This is a genomic window from Pradoshia sp. (genome assembly GCF_051873915.1).
In the GTDB taxonomy this organism is placed as follows: domain Bacteria; phylum Bacillota; class Bacilli; order Bacillales; family Pradoshiaceae; genus Pradoshia.
In genome coordinates this window covers 1,837-27,767 of record NZ_JBJEFJ010000111.1, presented here as the reverse complement: position 1 = coordinate 27,767, position 25,931 = coordinate 1,837, and the positions used below count along the sequence as shown (strand labels likewise).

25 protein-coding genes and 1 riboswitch are annotated in these 25,931 nt (G+C 42.6%); of the genes, 6 read left to right on the top strand and 19 right to left on the bottom strand.

Going from position 1 to position 25,931, the window contains the following annotated elements; genetic code table 11:
- Positions 1-42 precede the first annotated feature (42 nt).
- The 4 genes from ACI35L_RS10120 to ACI35L_RS10105 are packed head-to-tail and all read right to left on the bottom strand — an operon-like array spanning position 43 to position 4,788.
- Complete coding sequence (locus tag ACI35L_RS10120; protein WP_439802830.1) at positions 43-876, bottom strand: FAD binding domain-containing protein; 834 nt, start codon at positions 874-876, stop codon at positions 43-45.
- Positions 873-3,197, bottom strand: coding sequence for a xanthine dehydrogenase family protein molybdopterin-binding subunit (locus ACI35L_RS10115; protein ID WP_439802829.1), 2,325 nt, complete (start codon positions 3,195-3,197; stop codon positions 873-875). Before ACI35L_RS10115 ends, ACI35L_RS10120 begins: the two co-directional genes overlap by 4 nt.
- An 11-nt stretch (positions 3,198-3,208) precedes the next feature.
- Positions 3,209-3,832: a nucleotidyltransferase family protein gene (locus ACI35L_RS10110; RefSeq protein ID WP_049671621.1), complete on the bottom strand. Its 624-nt coding sequence runs from the start codon at positions 3,830-3,832 to the stop codon at positions 3,209-3,211.
- Entirely contained in the window at positions 3,829-4,788 is a 960-nt protein-coding gene (locus ACI35L_RS10105) for an XdhC family protein (protein WP_439802828.1), read from the bottom strand. Before ACI35L_RS10105 ends, ACI35L_RS10110 begins: the two co-directional genes overlap by 4 nt.
- Before the next feature lie 381 nt (positions 4,789-5,169).
- Between ACI35L_RS10105 and ACI35L_RS10100 the strand changes: the two genes are divergently transcribed.
- Together ACI35L_RS10100 and ACI35L_RS10095 are read left to right on the top strand one after the other, a co-directional pair.
- On the top strand, positions 5,170-5,730 hold the full coding sequence (locus ACI35L_RS10100) for a cysteine hydrolase family protein (protein ID WP_049671623.1): 561 nt from the start codon (positions 5,170-5,172) through the stop codon (positions 5,728-5,730).
- A 39-nt stretch (positions 5,731-5,769) separates the two neighbouring features.
- Positions 5,770-5,943 carry a DUF1272 domain-containing protein gene (locus tag ACI35L_RS10095; RefSeq protein ID WP_439802827.1) on the top strand — a complete coding sequence of 58 codons (174 nt, stop codon included), beginning with the start codon at positions 5,770-5,772 and terminating at the stop codon, positions 5,941-5,943.
- A gap of 163 nt (positions 5,944-6,106) precedes the next feature.
- On the opposite strand, the gene ACI35L_RS10090 is transcribed toward ACI35L_RS10095, so the two are convergent.
- From ACI35L_RS10090 to ACI35L_RS10065, 6 genes are all read right to left on the bottom strand, one after another.
- Positions 6,107-6,838, bottom strand: coding sequence for an ABC transporter ATP-binding protein (locus tag ACI35L_RS10090; protein WP_439802826.1), 732 nt, complete (start codon positions 6,836-6,838; stop codon positions 6,107-6,109).
- A complete protein-coding gene (locus tag ACI35L_RS10085) occupies positions 6,808-7,620 on the bottom strand; it encodes an ABC transporter permease (protein WP_049671625.1) in 813 nt (270 codons plus the stop codon). Before ACI35L_RS10085 ends, ACI35L_RS10090 begins: the two co-directional genes overlap by 31 nt.
- A 68-nt stretch (positions 7,621-7,688) precedes the next feature.
- A complete protein-coding gene (locus ACI35L_RS10080; RefSeq protein WP_439802825.1) occupies positions 7,689-8,186 on the bottom strand; it encodes a nitrous oxide reductase accessory protein NosL in 498 nt (165 codons plus the stop codon).
- A complete protein-coding gene (locus ACI35L_RS10075) occupies positions 8,183-9,454 on the bottom strand; it encodes a right-handed parallel beta-helix repeat-containing protein (RefSeq protein WP_439802824.1) in 1,272 nt (423 codons plus the stop codon). Before ACI35L_RS10075 ends, ACI35L_RS10080 begins: the two co-directional genes overlap by 4 nt.
- A 1-nt stretch (position 9,455) precedes the next feature.
- Positions 9,456-9,704 carry a hypothetical protein gene (locus ACI35L_RS10070; protein ID WP_049671628.1) on the bottom strand — a complete coding sequence of 83 codons (249 nt, stop codon included), beginning with the start codon at positions 9,702-9,704 and terminating at the stop codon, positions 9,456-9,458.
- Positions 9,697-10,905 (bottom strand): helix-turn-helix domain-containing protein, encoded by a 1,209-nt coding sequence (locus ACI35L_RS10065; protein WP_439802823.1) that lies wholly within the window; start codon positions 10,903-10,905, stop codon positions 9,697-9,699. The genes ACI35L_RS10070 and ACI35L_RS10065 overlap by 8 nt, the downstream gene beginning before the upstream one ends.
- 155 nt (positions 10,906-11,060) lie before the next feature.
- On the opposite strand from ACI35L_RS10065, the gene ACI35L_RS10060 reads away from it, so the two are divergent.
- Positions 11,061-12,329: an MFS transporter gene (locus tag ACI35L_RS10060; protein ID WP_439802822.1), complete on the top strand. Its 1,269-nt coding sequence runs from the start codon at positions 11,061-11,063 to the stop codon at positions 12,327-12,329.
- 63 nt (positions 12,330-12,392) lie between these two features.
- Entirely contained in the window at positions 12,393-13,316 is a 924-nt protein-coding gene (locus ACI35L_RS10055; protein WP_439802821.1) for a serine aminopeptidase domain-containing protein, read from the top strand.
- 41 nt (positions 13,317-13,357) lie between these two features.
- On the opposite strand, the gene cdr is transcribed toward ACI35L_RS10055, so the two are convergent.
- From cdr to gntK, 3 genes are all read right to left on the bottom strand, one after another.
- Entirely contained in the window at positions 13,358-14,998 is a 1,641-nt protein-coding gene (cdr, locus tag ACI35L_RS10050; protein ID WP_439802820.1) for a CoA-disulfide reductase, read from the bottom strand.
- A 212-nt stretch (positions 14,999-15,210) separates the two neighbouring features.
- Complete coding sequence (locus ACI35L_RS10045) at positions 15,211-16,668, bottom strand: amino acid permease (RefSeq protein WP_439802819.1); 1,458 nt, start codon at positions 16,666-16,668, stop codon at positions 15,211-15,213.
- Positions 16,669-16,870: 202 nt separating this feature from the next.
- Positions 16,871-17,063: riboswitch (Lysine riboswitch) on the bottom strand.
- Positions 17,064-17,165: 102 nt separating this feature from the next.
- Positions 17,166-18,713, bottom strand: coding sequence for a gluconokinase (gene gntK, locus ACI35L_RS10040; RefSeq protein WP_049671634.1), 1,548 nt, complete (start codon positions 18,711-18,713; stop codon positions 17,166-17,168).
- A 96-nt stretch (positions 18,714-18,809) separates the two neighbouring features.
- Between gntK and ACI35L_RS10035 the strand changes: the two genes are divergently transcribed.
- Positions 18,810-19,349: a peroxiredoxin family protein gene (locus ACI35L_RS10035; RefSeq protein WP_053103765.1), complete on the top strand. Its 540-nt coding sequence runs from the start codon at positions 18,810-18,812 to the stop codon at positions 19,347-19,349.
- Positions 19,350-19,474: 125 nt separating this feature from the next.
- A complete protein-coding gene (locus ACI35L_RS10030) occupies positions 19,475-19,657 on the top strand; it encodes a hypothetical protein (RefSeq protein WP_439802818.1) in 183 nt (60 codons plus the stop codon).
- A gap of 39 nt (positions 19,658-19,696) precedes the next feature.
- On the opposite strand, the gene ACI35L_RS10025 is transcribed toward ACI35L_RS10030, so the two are convergent.
- The 6 genes from ACI35L_RS10025 to ACI35L_RS10000 form a co-directional block, all read right to left on the bottom strand.
- Positions 19,697-19,852 carry a hypothetical protein gene (locus ACI35L_RS10025; RefSeq protein ID WP_156185634.1) on the bottom strand — a complete coding sequence of 52 codons (156 nt, stop codon included), beginning with the start codon at positions 19,850-19,852 and terminating at the stop codon, positions 19,697-19,699.
- 124 nt (positions 19,853-19,976) lie between these two features.
- Positions 19,977-21,647 carry a glycerol-3-phosphate dehydrogenase/oxidase gene (locus ACI35L_RS10020; RefSeq protein WP_049671636.1) on the bottom strand — a complete coding sequence of 557 codons (1,671 nt, stop codon included), beginning with the start codon at positions 21,645-21,647 and terminating at the stop codon, positions 19,977-19,979.
- A 158-nt stretch (positions 21,648-21,805) separates the two neighbouring features.
- Positions 21,806-23,296, bottom strand: a complete 1,491-nt coding sequence (gene glpK / locus ACI35L_RS10015) for a glycerol kinase GlpK (RefSeq protein WP_049671637.1) — start codon at positions 23,294-23,296, stop codon at positions 21,806-21,808.
- A gap of 51 nt (positions 23,297-23,347) precedes the next feature.
- Positions 23,348-24,187 (bottom strand): MIP/aquaporin family protein, encoded by an 840-nt coding sequence (locus ACI35L_RS10010; RefSeq protein ID WP_049671638.1) that lies wholly within the window; start codon positions 24,185-24,187, stop codon positions 23,348-23,350.
- Positions 24,188-24,373: 186 nt separating this feature from the next.
- Complete coding sequence (locus tag ACI35L_RS10005) at positions 24,374-24,928, bottom strand: glycerol-3-phosphate responsive antiterminator (protein ID WP_439802817.1); 555 nt, start codon at positions 24,926-24,928, stop codon at positions 24,374-24,376.
- 139 nt (positions 24,929-25,067) lie between these two features.
- A partial coding sequence (locus ACI35L_RS10000) for a YhgE/Pip family protein (RefSeq protein ID WP_439802816.1) occupies positions 25,068-25,931 on the bottom strand: 864 nt, incomplete at its 5' end.

Here is a 25,931-nt window from a genome sequence, read left to right as displayed (position 1 = left end):
TAATTTCACAATATGCTTCTGGCTGTTTCGTTTATCGTCCACTTATTCACCACCAAGCTTTTTAAAAATTGTGGTCAATGTATTTTCCAAAACGAATAATCTGTAATCTTCAGAACCCTCAATATCATTTAACAACGGACCAGGGATTTTTTGCAGGGCGGCTTTTATTCGTTCTCTTAAAGAACGGCTGCGGTCATTAAGAATCTGTTCCATTGTTTCAGAACGAAACGGAAAAGAACAAACTCCACTAAAGGCAATCCTGATAAAACCTTCTATTTTTAGAGCTGCAACGGTGACTAGCGGATATCCTGTATTCCATTGTTGTCTTACTTTAATGCTAATTGACTTTGCTTCTACATAGTCTTTTTTGGTAGCTAAGCTTACTAAAAGCTCCCCTTCCTCCAGCAGTAAATGCTTATTAAACATATCGTTTATCTTTCTCTTTTGTAATCCAGATTCTCGGGCTGTAATACAAATACTATCAGCAAGCAAGAACGGAAGAACAGCTTCGCGATAATAGATTTGGCCGCATATATTACCGCCAAGGGTAATGGTGTTATTCGAGGTATGATCGGCTATTTCTTTTGTAACACTTGATAATAAAGGGAATGAACGGTTTTTTTCAAATTCATTTAAACGTAATGCCGCACCAATGAAGAGATGTTCTTGATCATAACGAAACAGATTACATTCCGGTATTTTTTTGATATCAATGACGGCATCTGGTTTGACTAAGTTCAATCTGCCTAAAGTGATAATTTCTGTTCCACCACTAAAATAATAAGGGTTTTTGCCTTCTTTTTTTAGATTTCGATATAATTCAACGGCTTCCTCTATCTTTACGGGTTCATAGTAATCAAAATCATAGGCGATCATTCCCCCAGCTCCTTTGCCACACTTCTCCAAATCAATTCAGGCAGTAAGGGCAATTTATTCAAAGAGGTAGATGCAGCGGTGGATAAGCCATTCGCTAATGCAGCTGGCATCCCAAGCAAACCATGTTCTCCCAGCCCTCTGGCTCCATAAGAGGCTTCTACGTGAGGAGTTTCTAGAAACCGACAAATATACTGTGGGTGCTCTCCATACCTTAATGGTCTATACGTTCTCAGCTGAGGATTTTGAACTCTCCCCCATAAATCAAAATAAAAGGTTTCCCGCCCTGCAAAGGCTATCCCCATACTCATGGCGCCCATCACTTGCCCTTCTGCCATTTTTTGATTCAATACTTTTCCAGCATCAATCACCGAAATCGCTTTTCGTATTTTATATCGATGATTGAGGGGATTGTATTCGATTTCTATCCCTTGAGCACCAACCGTCCATTCTGGTCCTGGTTTCCCAGCCCCTGTTTCCTTATCTAAAGTGGTAATGCCCGGAATGATATAACTCCCTCTCCCAATAATTTGCCCCCCAATGGCATTCCCTCCCGGATAAGAATAGCCATAGGCCAACTCTTTATAGGATAAGGCTTTAGAAGGCTCTTCCCTCCAATAAACCGTTTCATTTCCAATCTCCATATCTTCAACAGGAGCCTTCAATACAATGGAAGCAATCCTTTTCAATTGATTGATGACATCCTGACAAGCATGACTGACCGCTCTGCCTGCCATTAATGTTCCTCTGCTTGCAACGGTCTTCCAATGCTCCGGTGTGCTTTTGGTTAAGACGTCCATTTGAACAAACACTCGGGAGATATCCATTTTCAATTGATCAGCAACCATTTGTGCTAAGATTGTCTTTGTCCCTGTCCCAATCTCAACAACGCCAGAGATCACATTTACGCTCCCGTCCGGATTAAAGATAAGGATAGCGCCGGAGCTTGCATTCGGATCAATGGTGGAGTTTTTCCATATGCAGCAAATCCCTTTCGCCCTTATTTGTGTTTCACTGATTCTTTTATAATTTCCTTCCTCCCAGTTCATTAATTTCTTCAGTTCTTTTATACAACCAGGAAGATTGCCAACTGTACTTGAATTCAATTTCACTTGAGTAGGTGTCTCATCACCTGGCTTGATGGCATTTATTTGCCTCAGTTCTAGGGGGTCTATCTTTAATTTAAGGGCTAAGATATCCATTGTCCGTTCAAATGCAAATAACACCTCTGAGTGAGCAAATCCACGATAAGGTGCCGCATATGGGTGATTTGTATACATACAAAGGGAATCACAATACACATTGTCAATACGATAAGGACCAGTACAATCGACTGCACCGGCACGGCTTAAATCTGTTGCTTTATCAGAGTATGCTCCCCCGTCCCACAAATAGGTGATTTCAGCCACCTTAAGCAGTCCATTGCGGTTAGCTCCCAGCTTAACTCTCGCTTCAAGACCGATATGTCCAGGGGAAGTCAGCATATCTTCTTCACGGCTATTGATCACCTTAACTTTCCTACCGCCAACTGCTCTTGACGCAATATACGCTAATAGTTCCAACTGGATGGATGCTTTTCCTCCATATGCACCGCCAACCAATGGGGTATGCACGGTAACTTTGCCTATTTCCACTTGAAAGTACTCACTGATTAATCGTTTAATCATAAATGGCGCCTGTGAAGAGGAATGAATGATTATTTCACCTTCGCCTGTAATTTCTGCGAGTGAGCATCTCGTTTCCATAGCCGCATGGTCGGATGGTTTAAAGGAAAAAACTTGTTCAACCGTCACTTCACTTTCCATCCACCCTTGATCTTTATTTCCCTTTCTGATTTTCGAATGGTTAGCGATATTTGTTCCTGGTATAGGGATGACATCAGGTATTTTCTTATACTCCCCTAACCGTTCGTGAAGGATTGGAGCATTATTTTCAAGTGCCTCGGTTGGAGAATTGACAACCGGCAGCGGCTTATAAATAACATGTATGAGGTCAGCAGCCGCTTTGGCAATTTTCTTAGTTTCAGCAATGACTAATGCCACAACTTCCCCGTGGTAACGAACTTTCTTAAACGCTATGGGATACCGGTCTCTTATTTCTTCCCCGGTTAAGGGTAAATCCTGACCTGTTACAATGTTGTGCACCCCAGGAACAAGCATAGCCTGACTAATGTCCACATCCTCTATCCATGCATGCGCATAGGGACTGATTACCTTTTGGACATAAAGAATATTTCCTGTATCTAAATCTGCGGTATACAGCGCTTTTCCAGTCACTTTATTCCAGGCCTCTTTGCGAATGACGCTTTGACCAATCGTATCCATGGAAGTCTCCTTTATTCATTTGATTCTTCTAGGCTCATTGATTGTATATTTTGTGTCCAAAATAAATATTCATCTATCGTGTCAATATCAACAAATATCTTTCTATCCAAAAAAGGCACTAACACTCCTTCTTGCCTTTTTTCCATTAGGATTTGCTTAGCACCTTGATCTCCCTCAAGTTTATATAAATCCTTAAATAATGTTTTTGATAGCAAAATCGGCGGTCTCATAGATTCATCCATTAATGGAGCAACAAATGACCTGGTATGATCTTGTTTATAAATATTGATTAATTGATTAATTATCTTAGTAGAAATAAAGGGCTGATCGGCGAGTAGAATCATAATGGCGTCTGACTGATATTCAATAGCCTTATCCAAGCCAGCTTTAATTGAATCAGATTGATTGGGCCCCTCTCCCTCTATCATGGTGACCATACATATCTCATCTTCAGCCGTTTTATATGGTAAGGCATTCACCTGATTAGAGATGATAATAATCTCATCAAGCTGTGAGTGAATTGCTTTTTCCAAGGCCCACATTCCCAATAAATGATCTCCAAATGGCAAGGATAATTTATTCATACCCATGCGCAGACTGTGACCGGCAGCTAAATAAAGCCCAGTGATCTTCATTTCGTTTTTCTCTTTTCGTTTCGAATATGAATCAGTTCTGCAAGAATGCTAACAGCAATTTCGTATGGACCTTCAGCACCTATGGACAACCCGACTGGTGTATACACATTACTTGGTATGTTTGAATCCAGCAGCTTTTTCGAGCGTTCTTTCGTCCCCATAATTCCGATGTAATCTAGGCTCTGTCCTATCAGTTTTTGAAGGATGTTTTTATCATGTAAGAAATGATGAGTCATAAGCACAATATAATCATTTCTTTTAAGGTTTATTTTTTTTATAGCCTCCAGGGGATGCGCAGTAATATATTGATCTGCCCCCGGGATGTTTTGCTTATTACATAGTGATACTCTAGAATCAATCAGTATCACGTGAAAATCACAATGGCGAGCCATGTCCACCAATGGCCTGGCATCTATTCCTGCTCCAAAGATAATCAGTCGTGTTTTAGGTTCAATCATATGTGTAAATACATATCCGGAGCCATTGGATAGCAGTTTTTGTTCTTGAAAAGCTTCTGGCTGATGATTTGAAGCCTTAAAAACAGTCTGTTCCAATTCATATTGGCCGTTTAAGTACTTTTGATGGATGGTATATAATCCATCATTCAAATTGGCGAGGATTTCAGTTAATCGTTGCTTCAATTCTTCATCGATGTATTCAAGAGTGAGATAGAGAATGCCATTACACCCGTTCCCAATACCCCAACCTTCAGCGTCAGCCATATCATAAATAAGAGTCAGGGATTTTTTATCCTGGAATACATTTTCTGCCTGAAGCATCACATCTTCTTCCAAACAACCCGGACTAATGATTCCGACAGAGGAGCCATCATTCTTAATTAACATCGTAGTGCCTTCGCCTAAATAGGCGGATCCTTTAACATGTATGACCGTTACCAAAACGCATTCCCTATCTGTTTGACTTAATTCTTTTAGAATCAGAGCAAATTGATTCATTCACTCTCTCCATTCATCCGCTTATTTTATACATTATATTTATGACTACCGAAGCATTTCATGACTTTCATTCCTGAAGACTGTTTTCGTGTTAAGTTTACCTGTGATATTCATCAATCTATCGCCAAAAGGACGTGACTGGCTCATTATCTCGACCACGTCATGGAAGGATGGAAAAATTTACGAATTGTTGAAGATTAATAATGAAAACATGATATGATTTAATCGTCTGATCATTCACTCAGTATCAGTCAAACTTCGTTTAGGGGGTAGGTATTATGACAATCAATAGAAATGTTCACTTCAAAATTCACAAGGGGATTACGACTAAATAGCCAGTATGATTAGCGTTTCCCCACCTAATCGAAAGGGGATAATGATTTGAATCAACTATTATTAATCATTGATGCTCAACAAGAATTAATAGATGGAAATCAAGAAGAAAGTGAAGTCTTTAATAAAGAATCACTCATTAAGAATATTAACTTACTGATTAAAGAAGCCATAACATTGAACGTTCCCATTGTATTTGTCAGGGATTTAGATGTTGCTGAGGGTAAAGGTAAAGGGTTTCAGGTTCACGATGAAATCAATCTGCCTGCAGATTTAAGGTTTTTTGATAAAACGGCAACGAATTCCTTCCATGGAACAGGCTTATTAGATCACTTAAAATCTCAAGAGATAAAACATATTATTATTGCAGGTTGTAAAACACAGCATTGTATAGATAGCGCAGTCAGAACAGCCACTATTAATGGTTTTGATGTTACATTGGCCGGCGATGCCCATTCAACAACAGACAGTGACTTTTTAAGCGCAAAACAAATTATCAATCATCATAATGACACTCTTCATGGACATGACAATAATGAGCACTTTTCCATTGTTAGGAATTCAGCCGAAGACTTGTTTAGTCCAACTCATGACTCATACAGGGACTAGATAAATCGCGCTATTTACCTTGCGAGAGAACAGAGAAAAGTGAGTGTTGCGATAACATCATTAAGCGAAAACTCAACTGCTTATATTTGCGTTTACGAATGTACATTTTGCAAGCCCTGTACTGAAGTGATGAAACAAATACGCACTGATTGTGGCAGTGAACTTGTTAAGACCAAAATAAAAAGAATATATCTGAACTATTTTTTTAGATAAGCAGGGCAAGTACCCTGCTTATCTTTGCTTTGAATAATCAATCTTTTTATCTGCTTTATTCGTTAGAAAACTGCCTGTCCTTCATAATCAACACCCTTTGATCATCTAGAAGAACATTCATCATAATCAATAAAACCATGGCATACCGCCATGGCCTCACCTATCAATTCAACCGATACAACTCTAATAACCGCCTTGTGAATCCGGGGATGTCCTTCGCATCATTGACAAGGGACTGGGCCAGCTTCCCTTCGTGGATAAACATGATTCGGTCACCAACCTCTGCTGCGACATCCATCATATGAGTGGAGAAAACAATCATCATGCCCTTCTTCTTCAAGGTATGAACCAATTCGACGAATTCATTTATCCAGAAAGGGTCCAGTCCATTTGTCGGTTCATCCATGATGAGCAAGTCCGGATCAGCAAGGATTGCTTGCCCAAGCAGCAAGCGCTGACGCATCCCCTTAGATAAAGCCTTAACCTGCTCGCTCCTTTTCTCTTCCAACCCTATTTGCCCCAGGACTTGTTCGATTCTGTCATCAGCCACCATACGCAAAGAGGCATAGAAACGAAGGAATTCCCAGACACTCATCTCTCCTTGCGCTAGAAATTCATCTGGCATATAGCCAATATCAGCTACATAGGCCATCTTCTCCTTCATCATCTCAATGCCATTCAATGCGACAGAGCCTGCGGTTGGCCGTGATATTCCAGCCAGAATATTCAGGATCGTGCTTTTGCCGGCTCCGTTCCCTCCGCAGAGGACAACGCATTCTCCCTCTCTCATTTGCATGGAAAAAGGATGAAGGGCATATGTTCGTTTATATTGTTTGGAAACACCGTTCACCATTAGCTTTCCGCTTAATTGGCTCTCCTTTTCTTCAGCTTCCATATAGCAAGACCTCCTAACAGCGCAATCACTGCAAACCCATAAAGAAAAATCACTCCCCAGACAATGCCTTGTTCAAATAATGGAACAAGGGAATCATAGGCAACCCCGAAGATAGAGCCCGCATTCAGCTTCGATGCGAGGAAAAAACGGGTGAATTCAGCTGGATTGAGAAACATAGCTGTCTTCATGAATGTTCCAATCATGGGATAGGGCAGTACACTCGTTATGGCAATCAGCAGAGTTGGCCATATCATGATGAGTACGAACCAAACCCCGACAGAATGGGTTAAAGCCTGCCATCTCGTTTTGACAAAGGAGCCAAGGAATAATCCAATACAAAGAAAAAAGAGAATAAGCTGGAGTGAAAATAGATAGAGTACGATCATCCATTTCAACGAGATGGAAATGCCTGTAATCAAGCCCAACAGCATACTGAGCCAATAGGCAAGCGAAAAACCAACAGCCTGAGCAGTAAACTGTCCCCCCAGCTTCCCAAAAAAGTATGAAGACATCTCAAGCGGATAGGTGCATAATAAACGCCACTGCCCATTCTCCATTTCATTGGCAATGGAAAATGACCCATAAATAAGCATAAAGAGCGGCAATATATACAGCATGATATTAACAATCGTACCCGTAATATTCGTGTAGCCAGATATGGACCCATTGGACCTTTCTAATGCAATTAAAAGGCTGATGACAAACAGCCAAAGAATGAGAATGCTGTAATAGGATTTCTGTCTTGATGTTGTTTTCCATTCAGAGCCCCAGATTGTCCACATGGATGAACCACCTCCTAAACAAACAGGCAACCAGCATTTGGCTGCCTGCATTATTACATTCAAGCTCTTTACATGTTATGATCGCCAGATTTCATTTCCTTGACCCATTTATGGTTTTCAAGGTCAGAATAGGACATTACTTTCGCAGAGTGACTGTCTGCATAATCCTTTGCATCATCTGCATCTTCAAACGAGATAACATGGAATGACATTGGTGTCTCTATCTCCATTCCATACACATATGTGGCATCCTCTTCGTCTACCCATTCCTTCGAATTGAAATCACGTACAAAGCCTTGTTCGATATTCTCATCTGGATTTTTTTCCATCCATTTGTACATACAGCCAATATCATCGAATTTCATATATTTACCATCAGCCAAGACAAGCTCAGTGGCATATTGGTCATCAGGCACTGACATATTACAGTTCACACATATGTCTGTTTCCGGATCGATTGCTTGCGGCTCAACCTCATCTTTGCTGCAGCCTCCTAGAAACAGCAATACCCCAATCGAACAAACTGATAGTATAGATAAACCAATTCCAATCCATGTTTTTTTCATGATTTCTTCCTCCCTATCAGAAATAAACTGGCACTTACTCCAAACATTGCTGTCGCTATGGCCCATACCTGCCAAGGGCTTCCTCCCCTTGTCACTTCCATGGCTTGCGGTTTCATCAGCGGGTCCTTATCCATCAGCAAATCCCCGCTAGTGCTCTTAAGCATCTTCTGCAAAATCAACATACCGGGTGATTGAAAGAATAATTGATATTCCGGTACTTCGTCAGTCAAGGATAAGAAATATGGATCGGCTTCATAAGGCAGATCACTGTATTGATCCCCATTTACATCCACCTTCACGGCTGAATCCCAGTAATTTCCATTCACCTCATTTTGGCTGCTTTTGATGGCTTGTGCCTCGTTTAAATTCAATCGAAAATCATTTTCTGAAATAATATTATTCGCAGACTCTAGAAACTGAACCGCTATATAATTCGATAAGAAGAGATTGTCCTTCACTTCATTGGCATCAGCTTGTTCAATAAATAAGCCAATTCGGTTATTAATCAGCTGATTTTCCGCAATACGCACACCTGTAGAATCATATAACAGTAAGCCTTGTGCATGAACATTCTCATTGTTATTCTTGAACTCATTCCCTTCAATAATTCCCCCGCTTGCCCCCATTACCATTGCACCAGTAAAGCTATCAGCCACTTTATTATCTATAAGCGCAGCTTCTTCTGAATACATGATATGGAAGCCGTAATGTGACTCGCTGACCTGATTACCCGTAAAGGTGTTTCGGTCACTGTCCTCAACGTAGAATCCATCCTCCACACGTTTAATGCTATTTTCCGCAAAGACATTATCATTGGATTCGTTCAAGTCAATGGCATGCTCCCCGAACTGTCCGGTAATCGTTGTCCCTTCTATCTGTACTTGACTTGCTTGATCCATCCTGATGGCTGTCGCGCCTGTCACAATGTCCAAATCAAGCAGCTTATGTCCATCACCGGTCAGTTGAACCGCTGCAACAGCTTTATCTGACGACGTCTTGATAGTCAGATTACGTACTGAAACATCTTGCCCGCTTATGGACACAGCTGTTTCTCTGCCGCTGTATTGAATGACCGCTCCTTTCTCGGCCTCAATCGCAATAGGCTTGGACAATTCAATTGGTCCTTCATATGTCCCGCTTGGAATGATCAGCTTCCCCCCGCTGGGTGTTTCATTAATTTGTTCCTGAAGGCTTGTCTCAGCGGACATTATTTCTGCCGGCAGCAGCCATAAGCCCGCCATTAAAAAGAGGATCCGCAAATAGTTCATATTACAACCCTTCCTTTTCAAAGCCATCGTTCCATACTGAAATCCCATGCACACACAAACCTCTTATCCCTACTAACCTTATATTTATTTTACTAAAATAATATTTAGACAATCCAATATAATGACTTATAGAACGTATAAATTCCCAGAAGAGAAAATCACCACAAAAGACCCAGAGCCATTTAGCCCATTCTGCCTTTTTAACAGCTTCCCCTTTTCCATTAAAATAAAAGGGAACTGATTCAGTCATCAGTTCCCTTTTTTTCAGCAAGGCGTTTCTTTACCTTTACTGCATGTTGATAATAAATTGATTTCGGCATTCTTCTCAATTGCTTTTCTGCATGGTCAATCTCCTTTAATGCCTCTTCCTCTCGTCCCATCTGTTCATAGCAAAGGGCACGATAGATTCCGGCAGATTGCAGCATGGCAATATCAATTGGATGAATAAGGTAATCAACTAATTTAACTTGGCTTAAAGAAATAAGCGCTTCTTCAATCCTGCCAAGACCAAACAAGGTTCTGCCCATTTCTAAATGATAAAGCGGCTCTAGGAACATCCCTTCAGCTGAATATAGCTCCAGCTCTGCCATTGCGCTAGAAGGGTCATGCTTAATCATATTGTGGTACATCGCTCGCAGCAAAGGCATTATTTTAATCGAAGCCTCATTTTCTGTAAAGACGGCATACTGTTCTGATTTCTTAAGGAGCCGTAAGTACTCCTCCCCATCATTGTTTCGGAGTGCCTCATTTGCTGCAATCCGGTAAATATTATCCATTTGATAGTAAATATTCGTCTTATTTGCCAGTTTAATCGCACTTTTCAGCTTTTGATGTGCAGTTGTATATTCTTCAAGTGCCATAAGATCAATCGCTTCATCCAACAGCAGCTTCAATTGAAAAACCGTATCCTCTTCAAGTCCGTTTCCCGTGTATTCCTTTCGAATTCGCTCTAATGTATGATAAGACTCTTTCCAATCAAGCCATTCATCGCGGCAATATTCATGATAAGCCCAAAGGATTTTCGCGCTGTTTACATATAATCCGTTCGCCTGATAAAATTCAGCAGCCAGGTCCGCATATCTCTTTCGGTCTTTCTTTCTCAGCTTATAACCGGCTTCAGCATACAAACCGTATAGCTTTGCCAAGACCAAATCAACATCCATATTCACAGGCAATGTATCGGCAAGCCTTTGGTCAATTGTTTCATAATTGCCTTCCTCTTTCAGTGCTTCCATTTCAGATAGCAGGCCTGTGTAATCTTTCTTCTTATCTACTAAATCTGAGACTTCACATCCAAGACGGCCGGCCAAATACTCGAGTGCTGCCATAGAGGGAGCAGCTTTTCCATTTTCAATCTGGCTAAGCATTCCTTTTGTCAGGCGTTCTCCAGCCAGTTCACTTTGCGTCATTCCACGTGCCTTACGAAATTGAAGGATTTTCTCACCAAGCATTCTGCCACCTCCTTATATGGAAAATTATATAAGATAAGTTAGTTGCCAACAACGAAAAGTTTAATAATTTTAAACTTTTCGTTGACTTCCTTAATTTAGCAATCTTATAATTAGTTTAATCCAATTAAACTTCAATGGATGAAGGAGGAACAAAAGTGAATCTCGCCCTCTCTGCCGAGAAAAAGGAACGATTAGCCCAAAGAAATATCTTGTTATTTGTCATTGGAAAATTCATTTCACTATCCGGCGCCAGCATTTATTCATTTGTCATCGGGCTTTATATCTTAAAGGTCACCGGTCTTGGCACGAGTTTTGCCCTTGCCTTGGTCTGTGCCTCATTGCCGCGGATTCTATTCGGCCCGATTGCCGGCACTATTGCGGATAAGGTGAACCGAAAGATGATCATCATCGTATCTGAGGTCACTAGCGGACTATTGATGGTGTTTATTTTAATCTATGGACATTTTTTTGGACTGCCGCTCGTTTTGCTTTATTTATCCGAAGCCATTTTAGCCATCACCTCGACCTTCTTCTCAGTAACAGCCTCTTCTACGCTTGCATCTATGGCAGGTGAGCACAACATCCAAAAGGCCGGCTCTTTAAATCAATCTGCCTCTTCTCTGGCAGGGATTGTCGGGCCTCTTATTGCTGGTATTCTGTATGCATTCCTGCCAATCGACCTCATCGTATTATTAACAGCAATCACCTTTTTTGGTGCCGGCATCATCGAATACTTTATCAAGTTTAATCTCTTTGAGAACAAATCAGCTCCTGTCCAGAAGGAACGCTTTTTTCACAGCCTGGCTGGAGGACTTCGCTACCTCAAGGAAAACAATCTTCTGTTCAGCCTGCTGAAGATGGCTTTCTGGATTAACTTTTTCTTTGCCGGAATTAATGTCGCAATCCCTTATATCTTGAATACAACCTTGAATTTTTCCTCGCAGGCATATGGCACAACGGCAGCTATGGTTTCAGTCGGTGCCCTGGTTTCCTCTTTGATTATCTCGAGGCAGAAGGAACACAATCAAAAAATACGAATGATTCGTAACGGCTTCCTGCTGCTATCACTGCTGGTCATCCTGATTGGAATCCCGCCAATGCTTGGATCCGATTCTTCCATGTTTAATATCAGCTACTACCTTATCCTGCTTGGACTAATTGGTGCGTCCATCATGATAATCAATATCCCAATCATGGTTCTGATCCAGCGCACGACGCCAAACGAAATGCGCGGCCGTATCTTTGGACTTGTTGAAACGATTTCAGCGGCCATTGCCCCCCTTGGGATGATTCTATTTGGGCTATTGCTTGACTATATTCCCTCCTTTTATGTCCCATACATTACGGGCGGTGCGTTTCTTTTCATTGCTGTATTCAGTCTCAGCAAGCTCTCTGAACCAGCGGAGGCAAAACTTGCCGGATAAGCAGGAATATCAACCTTACTAACCGAAATCCTTACTAGCACCATAATCAAAGGAGGTCATTCCTTGCCGACATATACTGATTTTTCAAACAAGCAGCAGGAAATCATTACATTGTTCACGAAGGGGGCACACGCTGAATGTTCTCAATTGCTCCATCAAATGGAACACGAATTTCCACTTATGCTAGATAAGCTTGCCTTTTGGAAGGCAAGTCTCCAGCTGGCGGAAGGGAAGAAAAAAGAGGCTATCATGACCTTGCAGCAAGCTTTTGACAAAGGATATTGGATTAATCCTGATATGTTTCATATGGATGATGAATTTAAAGCTCTCGAGCACTCGGCCGATTTCAAAGAATTAATTCGTCAATTTGATGAGGCACTCGCCAGAAAGAAAGCATCCTCAAGAGCGCTTATATTGGAGAAAGGAAATCCGGAGGCTAAAACAGGAATCTATGCCTTACATATGAGATACTCGAATGCTGAGATTTTTTCGGAAGTGTTTCTGACTCCTGAAACCGCAAAACAATACGCCTTTGGGTTTGCCCAATCCTCTCAAGCGACAGGCAGTCATGCTTATGTATGGGATGATGAAAAACAGGCGAAAGCAGATATCGAAGAAACGTTAAGCCTGTTTCAAAAAAATCATCCAATTAACGATTTGATTATTGCAGGCGGCTCACAAGGAGGAAAGCTCGCAGTTGAACTTGGATTAACCCATCCTTCTGTCAAAGGATTTATTGCTGTCATCCCTTACATAAAAGAAATGACTGTGATGGAAAAACTAGCAAAGGCCCACGTAAATGATGCAAAAGGTGTAATCATCGCTGGTGAGCAGGATGCTGCCTATGGGCAAACCGTAAAGCTTGTACAGCTATTAGAAGATCATCACATCCCGCATAAATTCATTTCTATTAAAGGAATGGGACACACAATTCCAGAGGATTTCACCAAATATCTTAAGGAAGCAGTCGACTATATCTTAAAATAATGAAAAAAGGAGCAGAGTGATAACTGCTCCTTTTCTTTCTCTTATCGATGGACGATGGAATACAAATGATAGCCCCCGTCTAGATTCTTCACGCTTATTCCATTGCCTTCAAGGATACGTGCAGCTAAGTAGCCGCGCATGCCCACTTGGCAGGTAACATACAAGTCTTTATCCTGTGGAATTTCATCGAGGCGGCCGCGGAGTTCATCAATCGGGATGTTCACTGAGCCTTTAATAGCGCCCTTGGCTACTTCTCCTGGAGAACGAACATCTAGTAAATATCCTCCGTTAGCGACAATCTCGTCGATTTCATGCCATTGAACCGTTTCAGCCATACCTTCCATAATATTGGTGGCGGCATATCCAGCCATATTGACTGGATCTTTTGCTGAAGAATAAGGCGGCGCATAGGCAATCTCGATATCCGTCAAGTCAAGAACCGTCATATTGCCCTTAATAGCTGTCGCGATAACATCAATTCGCTTATCAACCCCATCTTTACCAACAGCTTGTGCGCCGTAAATCCGCCCGCTCTCCTTGTCGAAGATCAGCTTTAAATTAATTTGGGCTGCACCTGGATAATAGCCCGCATGACTGTTTGGCGTCACATGAACGACCTCATACGGCACTCCCTGTCTTTTCAACATCTTTTCATTGCTGCCGGTTGAAGCGACAGATAGGTCGAACACTTTGGCAATGGATGTTCCGAGAGTTCCATTGTAGACCGCTTCTTTCCCATGAATATGGTCAGCAACCAATCGTCCTTGACGGTTAGCCGGCCAAGCCAGCGGGATATAAGTATCGGTACCATGGATATAATCCTTCACTTCAATCACGTCACCGACAGCATAAATGGATGGGTCAGAGGTTTGCATATGCTCATTGACTTTAATCGCGCCATTTCTCCCAACCTCAAGACCTGCTTCCTTGGCAATCATGCTTTCCGGTTTCACGCCGATAGCAAGCAAGATCATATCGGCATCGAGTTCTTTTCCACTATCTAAACGAACCTTCTTTCCTCCATCCAAAATGGCGGATACATTCTCTTCAAGAAGGAGATGAACGCCCTTTTCACGCAGGTGAGCATGGACAATTTGAGCCATTTCATAATCAATCGGAGCCATCACTTGGCTGCTCTTATCAACAATGGTCACGTCTACTCCGCGCTCATGCAGGTTCTCCGCAATCTCAAGGCCAATGAAGCCTCCGCCAATGACAACCGCCTTCTCAGGTTTCTCCCTATCAACCTTCTCTTTAATTCGATCGGTATCAGGAATATTCCTCAACGTGTAAACATTATTCGCATCACTAATCCCTTCAATTGGGGGCTTGATTGGACTAGCACCTGGAGAAAGGATTAATACATCATAGGACTCTGTATATTCTTCGCCTGTAGCAACTTTTCTTGCCGTAACGGTTTTATCCTCGCGATTGATCTGAATAATCTCTGTCCAATTACGGATATCAAGATTAAAGCGAGTACCCATACCCTCCACCGTTTGGACGAGCAATTTATTACGATTTTGGATGACTTCCCCGACATAATACGGCAGGCCGCAGTTGGCGAATGAAATGTATTCTCCTTTTTCAAACATGATGATTTCATCTTTCTCACTAAGACGGCGTAAACGTGCTGCTGCAGATGCACCGCCTGCCACCCCTCCGACAATTAGGATCTTCATCTCGTTTCCTCCTCATGATAGGTCTATAGCTAGAAGTTTAATATACCCCCATAGGTATGTCAATTGAAGTTTTATGTCTATTTTATGTCCACCAAAATTATATCATTGTATCCCGCAAAACATAAAATATTGACTGAATTGTCTTTCAAAAGAAGTCAAAAAAAATCATGAAGAACCAGATGATCATCTGATTCTTCATGACAATTGATTCATTATTCTGTGTCAACGGCAACAGCCGCTTCCCGATAGGAATGCTGGATTCTCGCTGCTTCCTTTTGGTTCTTAGGTACGTGGCGGTAGAATAAGATTCCACTTGCAAGCAGGATGACCCCAAATAGGAAGGTTGTCAAGTCAGCCGTTCCTTTCACGATGACCCAGATGGAGTATCCCGTTGCCAGAAGCCCGATTAATCCATCGATAATTCGTGAACGGTTGTCATTGGCTTTATACGTATCCCCTGTCCAAACTAATTTCAACTGGAAGGTAGAAGAGATTAAATAAGGCACCAAGTAAGACAAGGTTGCAATATAGATAATGAAATCAAAGGCAGAGGCAATAGAGTTTGATATGGTCGAGAAGATGAACAACTGACCTAGTCCATTTGAAACCAGCATTGAAAATGCCGGTACCCCATTTTTATTTTCCTTCATGAAAGCCGGGATAAAAAGACCCTGCTTCGCTGCTTGATGCGGAATCTCAGCGCTTAAGAGCACCCAGCCAATTGTTGAACCGAAGAGGCTGATCAAGCCAATGGCTGCGAGTGCCTTTCCGCCGATTGGCCCGAGTACTCCTGTAATTGCATCGATCAATGGCTTATCAGAGGCAAGCAAAGCATCCTGTGTGAGCATACCCATTACGAGTGTGCTGATGCCCATGTAGATGGCAAGAGCAATCAAAAGACCGACAATGGTCGCTGCCTTCACGTCAGATTTCCGTTTTGCCCGATTGGCAAAAACAATGGCAGATTCAACCCCGACAAATGCCCAAAGGGTCGAAACAGCCGCCAAATTCACTTGGCCTAGAAGCCCATGGCTGACGCCGCTGCTATCTGCCTTCATTTCGACAAACGGCAGGATATTCGCTTTCTCAAAGGCAAATAAGCCGATGATGATAAATAAGCCAAAGCCAATCACTTTTCCGGCTGTTGCAATGAAGTTCAGTTTACCAGCATGATTAATGCCTGTCATGATGATGTAGTGAACGCCCCATAGCATAATTGTACAAACAAGGAATGTAAGAGCGTTTCCGACCCTAAGCGTAAAGTCCCCGACTGTCAACAAGACAGCCTGACTGGTCAAAATCGGGAAAAACGTAGATAAGTATCCTGCAAATGTTGTTATAATGGCAATATTCCCCGCAAAGTTACCTATCCAATAGCCCCATGTGGCCATGAAGCCGGATAGCTTCGACGCAGTTGAATCCTCTTTAAAGAGCTCCTTCGCATAAATTTGCGGTCCTCCGGTTAAATGCGGCTTCCGGATTGCTAAATTCCCGAAGACAAGCGCAATCGTCAAGACACCAAGTCCCGTTAAGCCCCAAGCCATAATGACGCCGGCAGGACTTGCAACCTCTGCCAAGGTACGAGGAAGCATAAAGATTCCTGAGCCTACCATATTCCCGACCACAAAGGCCGTTAAAATCCAAAATCCAAGCTGTTTATTCTGTGTCACTGGTCATTCCCCTTCCAAAACTGATGTTCTCCAATTCAGATTATCCATGTTTTGGCCCAAATGAGATGTGAACTTTCTTTAGTCGGCAAGCTATGTATGAAGACAATCGTAATCTAGCAATCTTTCCATTCATAGCGTCAAATAAAACAAAAAACACACCCTTTTGGAGCAGGTGTGCTTAAAAAAAGATTCACACCAGACAAAAACGGATAGTTCTCCATGGGAGCATGAAGTATGTATTCCCATGACAGTCCTGCACCTATTCGGCTGCAGTCCCAGCTGCCATTCTCGGAAAAGAACAGCGCTTCGGCGATAGTTCCTTTCCGCTAGCGTCATCAAGCTTTCCGGCTCTTGTTACTAGCGTACTGATAAATATCGCGACCTCTACCTCATCTTTTCTGATGAGGATTTGTATAATTATTCACTTGTGTAGGTAAAGGATACTATTTAGCAACATAGACTGTCAACAGAAGTCTTTCAAAAAGGAAATAGAAAGACTATTCAATCAGTTTGTTTGCCCATTTATTCTGAAATTCGGTAATGCTTGTGTACTCCTCCTCCAGCTTGCGATAGATACTGATGTAGATAGGAATTAAATCCTCATAGATTTGCACATGCTGCTCAATCGGTTTATGAACATGGGTTGTTCCGACAAGACTTTTCACAACAGCGAAATCCTCAATCTCTCCGAGGGCGTAGCGGCCAAGCACAACCGCGCCGAGGCAGGAGCTCTCAAAGCTTTCTGGCACTTCGACCTCCTGATTAAAGATATCGGCGAGCATTTGCCTCCATAAAGGAGAGCGGGCAAAGCCTCCTGTTGCTCTTATCTTCTCAGGCACTCCTATCAATTCCTGTAAGGCTAATAAAACCGTATACAGATTAAGGATTACTCCTTCGAGTACCGCACGGACCATATGCTCCTTCTTATGATGCATACCAAGACCAAAGAATGATCCGCGGGCATCTGGATTCCAAAGCGGAGCCCTTTCCCCAGCCAAATATGGATGGAAAAGAAGCCCTTCAGCTCCCGGGGCCACTCTTTCGGCAATCTTGGTCAAAACCTCGTAGGAGTCTATCCCAAGCCGTCTCGCTGTTTCTACCTCTGCTGAAGCAAGCTCATCCCGAAGCCAGCGGAAGGTCATTCCCCCATTATTCACGGGTCCCCCAATCACCCAGTGCTTGTCTGTCAAAGCATAGCAGAATATACGTCCTTTCTCATCTGTCACCGGCCGGTCTGTCACCGTACGAATTGCCCCGCTTGTGCCAATAGTCACGGCGACAATACCCGGGTCAATCGCATTCACGCCAAGATTAGAGAGTACACCATCACTCGCGCCAATCACAAAAGTCGTATGAACCGAGAGCCCCATTTCCTCCGCATATTGAGGCTTCATCCCAGCTGCATACCAAGTAGTCGGAACAGGGTGTGACAAATGTTCTCTCGTGATTCCTGCCACACGCAAGGCCTCCTCATCCCAATCTAAATCTGCTAATGAGAATAGACCCGTTGCGGAAGCAACAGAATGATCAATCACAAACTGAGAGAATAATTTATGGAACACATATTCCTTGATGGAAATATATTTATGCGCCCCTGCCGCAATATCTGGGCAATCATGCGTCAGCCAAGCAATCTTCGCAAGAGGGGACATCGGATGAACCGGGGTGCCTGTCCTCCTATAGATCTCATGTCCATTCCATTCATTCTTAATCTTATCTGACCACGTCTTTGCACGGCTGTCTGCCCATGTAATACAGGCCGTTATAGGTAGTCCTCTCTCATCAACTGCAATAATACTATGCATGGCTGAGCTAAAGCTGACAAAACGGATTTCTTCAGCCCTTGCTCCACTCTTATCGACAACACCTTTGATTGCCTTAACCACTGCCTGGAAGATCTCTTCGGGGTCCTGCTCAGCAATCATTGGTGAAGGACTATGTAGCGGATATTCTACATGACAAATACAATGAACCTTTGTCTCTTTGGTGAATAGAACAGCCTTAGTAGAAGTTGTCCCAATATCGACCCCAATATAAAACATCATGAATCCCCTCATTTCCACTAATAATCACTCTCGTAATAGAGAATATTGTATATGGTAATACTGCTGATAGACAATGTAATTTTGGAGGCTCAACCAATGAAGAAACAGCTGCTGACCAGCTTTGCATCCATTTTTCTCTTAACCCCTCTCTCAGGGGCAAATATGCCTTTAGAGCATACACAAATCATTCACGCGGCAGCCCTTACCCAAGCAGTGAAGGTCGGACAGCCCGCTCCGGACATTTCCCTTCTAACCATCTCTGGTAAACAGGTCCGCCTGTCCGATTATCTCGGACAAAAGGTCGTAGTCAACTTTTGGGCCTCATGGTGCCCTCCGTGCCGCGAAGAAATGCCCGCATTGGAAGATTATTTTAAATCCAACAAACAAAATGCCAGCCTTTTAAGCATTAATATGACCAACGCAGAGAAAAGCGTTGATGATGTCCACAATTTTATCAAGAGAGATAAGCTGACCTTTCCCATTCTCTTAGATACGAAAGGAAAAACGGGTGAAGCTTATCAAATCCTCACCCTGCCAACAAGTTTTTTTATTGATTCGAGCGGAATAATCCGAAAGAAATGGATTGGCCCGTTAGATAAGAATACCCTTGAATCCATCCTGGCAACGATTAAGTAAGTTTGCTCCATACCCCCATCTTACAAAAAAAAACATAAAATAGACATTTTTTTACTTATATTCTCTCTAAATTCATAGTACAATAGAGAACAAAATCAGTTTGATATTTTTAAGGGGTGTTACAAATGAGAACTTACCAGCTGTTAATCTCTGTCATGCTTATTATGATTAGCGTCTTTTCCATCAAGAATCTCATTACTGGCCAATGGGACATCCAATATGCCATGCTAAACGGCGGGATGGCCATCATCGTTCTCGGTATCTATACAGGATACATGAAATATTTACAAGAACAAGAATCCAATTAAACCTTTTATGCTGATTTGACTAGGTCAAATCAGCTTTTTTTAACCTCCACACATGCAGGTACCGGTATTGAAATAACGCTTGCTGTATACCTCGGAATTCCGCTTATCTAAGCCGCTGACATTTGAAAGTGTTGTAACAGCCATATCTTTCTTCTTGTTAGTCATATCAATATGATTGGCTTCCATTTCCTCCAATCTGTAATCTCCAACGATGATTCCCTATTCCCTTTTTGTTCAATGTTCAATCAAATAGTATAAAGCGATGACCGATCATGGACAAAAAAACCCTTGAACAGATAAGTTCAAGGGTTCAGCTATCTTATTTATTCATTTCTGCAGGCATAGGAATTGTCGCCTTTTTCATCTCTTCTTCAAGTTCTTTTGTATAAGATGCTTTCTCTTTATCTGACCAGTGGAGAACCTTCGCCATTTCTTCGATGACGGCATCCTTCCACTTATAAACAGAAGCGATATCAAACAAGAGCTTTCCGGTTCTTCGGTTAAAGAAATCAAGCGGTGTGACGACCATTTCTTGTTCGATTGAATAACGGAGTGCCACAAAGAGATCAAGAGGGAGCCCTGATAGCTTCGCTTCTTCCTTATAAGCCTTTGCCAGTTCGAACATGACAGGAGCATTTGATCCATATTTTCTAAGCATGGCAACAGCCTCTTCTTTTGACAATCCTGCTTGAAGACCTTTGTCTGCATGCTTAGCGATATATTTCTCAAATTGACTGGATCCGCCTACATGTCCGCCTGAAATTGGCATTTTATCCGTGGAACAGCTGGAATATAGCTTATAGCCCTCATCGCGGAATTGTTTAGCTACAAGATTGACGACGGTTTCCGCCATCTTCCGGTACCCAGTTAATTTTCCTCCTGCGATTGTGATCAAGCCACTGTCGGAAATCCATGTCTCATCCTTCCTTGAGATCTCAGAAGCACCCTTGCCTTCCTGGCTGATCAACGGCCTTACACCTGCCCAGCTTGACTCGACATCCTCTTTTGTGACGGAGACTGTCGGGAACATATAATTAATCGCATCAAGGATATAATCTCTGTCTTGATCGGTCATTTGTGGACTCTTAGGATCCGTATCATAAAATGTATCTGTTGTACCAACATAAGCTTTCCCATCTCGAGGAATCGCAAAGACCATGCGCCCATCAGGCGTATCAAAATAGACCGCTTGCTGCAACGGGAATTTTGATTGATCAATGACAATATGAACACCCTTGGTCAATTGAAGGACCTTGCCTTTCTTCGAGTGATCCATTTCACGAATCGTATCAACCCATGGGCCGGAAGCATTGATGACTTTGCGTGAATGAATGGTGATTTCCTCGCCGTCAATTAAATCCTTGCCGATAATACCTGTAATTTTGCCATTATGATAAACAAGCTGATCAGCTTTCATATAGTTCATGACAACAGCACCTTGTGCAGCTGCTTCCTTCATCACTTCAATGGTCAAGCGGGCATCATCGGTACGATACTCAACATAGTACCCTCCGCCTTTCAGTCCATCCTTCTTCACAAGCGGCGCTCTCTCAAGCGTCTCTTGCACAGTGAGCATTTTCCTGCGCTCCTTCTTCTTAACACCTGCCAAGAAGTCATATACCCGAAGGCCCATTGAAGTAGAGAATTTGCCAAATGTTCCTCCCTCATGGAAAGGAAGCAGCATCCATTCCGGTGTGGTAACATGGGGGCCGTTCTCATACACAATCGCGCGTTCCTTCCCAACCTCAGCCACAACGCCTACTTGCAGCTGTTTTAAGTAACGCAGTCCGCCATGAACGAGTTTCGTGGAGCGGCTGGATGTACCTGCAGCAAAGTCCTGCATTTCAACTAAAGCGACCTTCATTCCGCGTGAAGCGGCATCAAGTGCTATTCCGGCCCCAGTTATTCCTCCCCCAATCACCAATACATCAAATGTTGTATGTTTAAGCTCGTTTTTAAACTCACTTCTATGCAAACTATTTAGCTCCATTGTTTGTACCTCCTCAATTTTCTTGCCAAATTATGAAAAAAGAGACCACAAAATACATTACCCTAAGCAGGAGAATGTATTCGTGGTCTCTCGAAATCTCTAACCAATTATTAACTTATTTTTAGTATATCACCATTCTTGATCAAATGGCAGTAAAATTACTTAAATGTCCGAGTGCTTGCTACCGCTTTCTCCCAGCCTTTAACCAACTCTTCACGAACATTCTCTTCCATAGACGGCTCAAATGATTTCTTCACTGCCCACTGGGAAGCGATCTCCTCTTGTGAATCCCAGAAGCCAACCGCAAGTCCAGCTAAATAAGCAGAACCTAAGGCAGTTGTTTCATTAATCGTTGGAATCTCAACAGGTACATTTAAAATGTCACTTTGGAATTCCATCAAGAAGTTATTCTTCACAGCTCCACCGTCTGCTCGCAACGTTTTCAGAGCAATGCCTGAGTCTTTTTCCATTGCATCTAGGACTGCTTTTGTTTGGTATGCAAGTGATTCAACTGTTGCACGGACAAAATGATCCTTTGTCGTACCGCGCGTCAAACCGAATACAGCTCCTCTTGCATCACTATCCCAATATGGAGTACCAAGGCCGACAAATGCAGGTACAACATAGACACCATCAGTGGAATCTACCCGTCTGCAATAGGCTTCGCTGTCCGCCGCATCCTTAAACATACGCAAGCCGTCTCTGAGCCATTGAATCGCAGATCCAGCTACAAAGATACTTCCCTCTAATGCATACTGGACTTTCCCGTCAATTCCCCAAGCAAGTGTCGTAAGAAGCCCTTGCTCGGATTTCACTGGTTTTTCGCCAGTGTTCATCAACATGAAGCAGCCTGTACCATACGTGTTTTTCGCCATTCCTGTTTCAAAACATGCTTGACCGAATAAGGCAGCCTGCTGGTCGCCTGCTACTCCGGCAATTGGAATATTCTGACCAAAGAAATGGTATTCGATTGTCTCTCCGTATACTTCAGAGGATGGACGTACTTCTGGGAGCATAGATTTCGGTACATCCAAGATCTCAAGAAGCTCATCATCCCATTTCAAGTCATAGATATTGTACATAAGGGTACGGGAAGCATTAGAATAATCCGTCACATGGGCTTTTCCGCCTGAAAGCTTCCAAATAAGCCATGTATCAATAGTTCCGAATAAGAGCTTGCCCTCATTAGCTTTTTCACGCGCACCTTCAACATTATCAAGAATCCACTTCACTTTCGTTCCAGAGAAGTAAGCATCAATTAACAAGCCAGTTTTGGAGCGTACTAAATCATCATAGCCCTTTTCTTTCAATTCTTCACAAATATCATTCGTTTGACGTGACTGCCATACGATTGCATTGTAAACTGGTTTGCCTGTCTCTTTATCCCAGACTACAGCGGTTTCACGCTGATTCGTAATACCGATACCGGCAATTTGAGAAGCGGAGATACCCGATTCAGATAGACAGCCTGCAATGACCGCTAAGACAGAGCCCCAAATTTCATTGGCATTATGCTCTACCCAGCCTGGTTTCGGAAAGTATTGCGTAAATTCCTTTTGGGATGTATGAACAATTTCTCCTGCTTTATTGAAGAGAATTGCCCTAGAACTAGTCGTTCCCTGATCGATTGATAAAATATATTTCTCCATTTTGTTCTCTCCCATCCTATTAAAAATAGTGTTTATTCATCTATTATAACCTTACAATCTCGCTTTTGTTGGTTCCTCCGCCGCTTGGATAGCCGCATCCTGATTCTTCGGGCTCATCGCTAAAGCAATCAATAGAACAACGACTGTCGCAGCAAGGACGAACCAGAATGTATTGGTCATTTCCCCATTAAAGACTACTTTATGGAATAATGCTCCTAATGAGCCTCCAAGAATTGGACCGACAACCGGTACCCACGCATATCCCCAGTTGGATGGTCCTTTACCTGCTATCGGCAGAATCGCATGGGCAATCCTTGGACCGAGGTCACGGGCTGGATTAATGGCATATCCTGTTGTTCCTCCAAGTGCCATACCGATTGCGACGATCAATAGACCAACTGCAATTGGATTTAAACCTTCCGTAAACTGATTGGCACCGATAAATTGCAATCCTAGCAATAGGACGAATGTTCCAATAATTTCACTCAATAAATTAGAGAATGTATGTGGAATCGCCGGCCCTGTAGCAAAGACACCAAGCTTTGTACCAGGGTCTTCAGTGGCTTTCCAATGTGGTAAATATTGAAGATAGATAATAGCAGCACCTAAGATAGCTCCAATCATTTGAGCAGCTAGATAAGATGGAACTTGATTCCAGTCAAATGCACCTGCAAACGCTAATCCAATTGTAACAGCTGGATTTAAATGAGCGCCACTAATACTTCCAACCGCGAATACACCTAATGTTACCCCTAGTCCCCAAGCAAGCGTGATGACGATCCACCCCGCATCCTTTGCATAAGACTTTGTTAAATTTGCACCAGCACATACCCCTGCCCCGATAATAATCAGGATCATTGTTCCTAGCACTTCACCCCAAAATGGCGTCATGAATACCACTCCCTCATTGAAATATGGTCAAAAAAAGAGCACAGGTATGGGAACCCATTCAATGAGAATTTAGGGCATCACTTACCTGTGTCTCCAAGTCTCGACCAGAATTATTAACTTACTCACAGTATAAAACGAGCTGAAAGCGCTGTCAATGACTTTTCTTTCAAAATCATGACTTTTTTCTCATTTTACGGAAAAATGTTCCCACAAAAGATGATTGGAGCTTGTAATAGAAACCGCCCCTGCCTTAAGAGCCTCCTGTGCCTCCTGTTCAGTCCGGATCAATCCTCCGGCAAACACAGGAATACGGAAACGCTTTGAGACCTCTGTGATCATGGTTGGTAATGAACCTGGCAGCACTTCGATAAAGTCCGGCTGGCATTTCTCTACAAGCCTGAAGCTTCTTTCTATCGCATGACTGTCAATCATAAAGATACGCTGAACCGCTACCACACCATGCTTTTTGGCTTGCTGGATGACACTTGATTTAGTAGATATTAACCCGTAAGGACGGAATTCCTGACATAAATATTGAGTGCCATATTCATCATTCTTCAATCCATGTATTAAATCTATATGAAAAAATAATTTCTTATTTCGAGCATTTGCCATCTTGGTGACATGCTTGATTTGACCAAGATGAATCTCTAGCATGACACCCGCCTCATAAGGTGAATCTAGAAACCTCTCAAAATCCTTCATATTTGATAATGCTGGTAAAATACTTTGCTTCAACATAGTACCTCCTGACCATAAATGGACACAAATCCTTGCCTCAGCTTCTCCATTTTTGTCAAACTAAAGAAAACCCCTATGTGGAAATAATACACCATTAAGGTATATATCACCAACACAAGGGTTTTCTTATGATTTTCTATTACGCTGCCATGTCACTATCCTCAACAGCTCTGTCTTTCTTGAAGTACGATACAGCAATGGCCAATCCCGCAAACAAGGCAAGGAAGATCAATAAAATACCGCCATTTGTTATCATACCGCCGAAATCATTAAGCGAAATCAATGATCGGAAACCGGCAATTGAATAAGACATCGGCAAGAACTGGCTCAAGTTCCTCAAATACTCAGGAAGCATATCAACCGGCAATGCCGAACCTGTTGTGGATAGCTGCAGAATCAAGAAGGCAGCCCCGATCAATAATCCAATATTGCCTAACAGCATAACAAGGAAGAATGCTATTGTCATGAATGTTAAGCTCGCCAAAATCGCATAAGGAATCATGGATATGGTATTCAAGAAGCCTGAATGGACATAGAAGGATGTAAAGACAGTCAGTAAAATGGCCTGACCAGCCACCAATACAGCCATAAATCCATATCTTCTCACATACCAAGCAAGCGGTGACACTTCTTCGCCTGCAGGCCTTCTAACACCAACGGCCATCACCATTAATAAAGCTCCGACAAACAAAGCGAGTGACAAAATATATGGAGCATTTGCATAGCGATAGAATGGATACCCATTAATCTTCTCACCTGCAAGCTGTACTGGATTTGCAAATTGGGATTTATTTTCATCCCCTCTGTTCGTGGCGGCCACTTTTGCAGCCCCATCACCTAAACCAGAAGCCAGCTCCTGCGTTCCATCCTTCACTTGACCGACACCGTCATCCAACTGTTTAACACCGTCAGTCATGGTTGCCCAGCCAGTCTTCACTGTAGCGTTTCCATCCGCCACTTGTCTTGCTCCATTTGCAAGTGTTTGAATATCGCCAGATTTCGC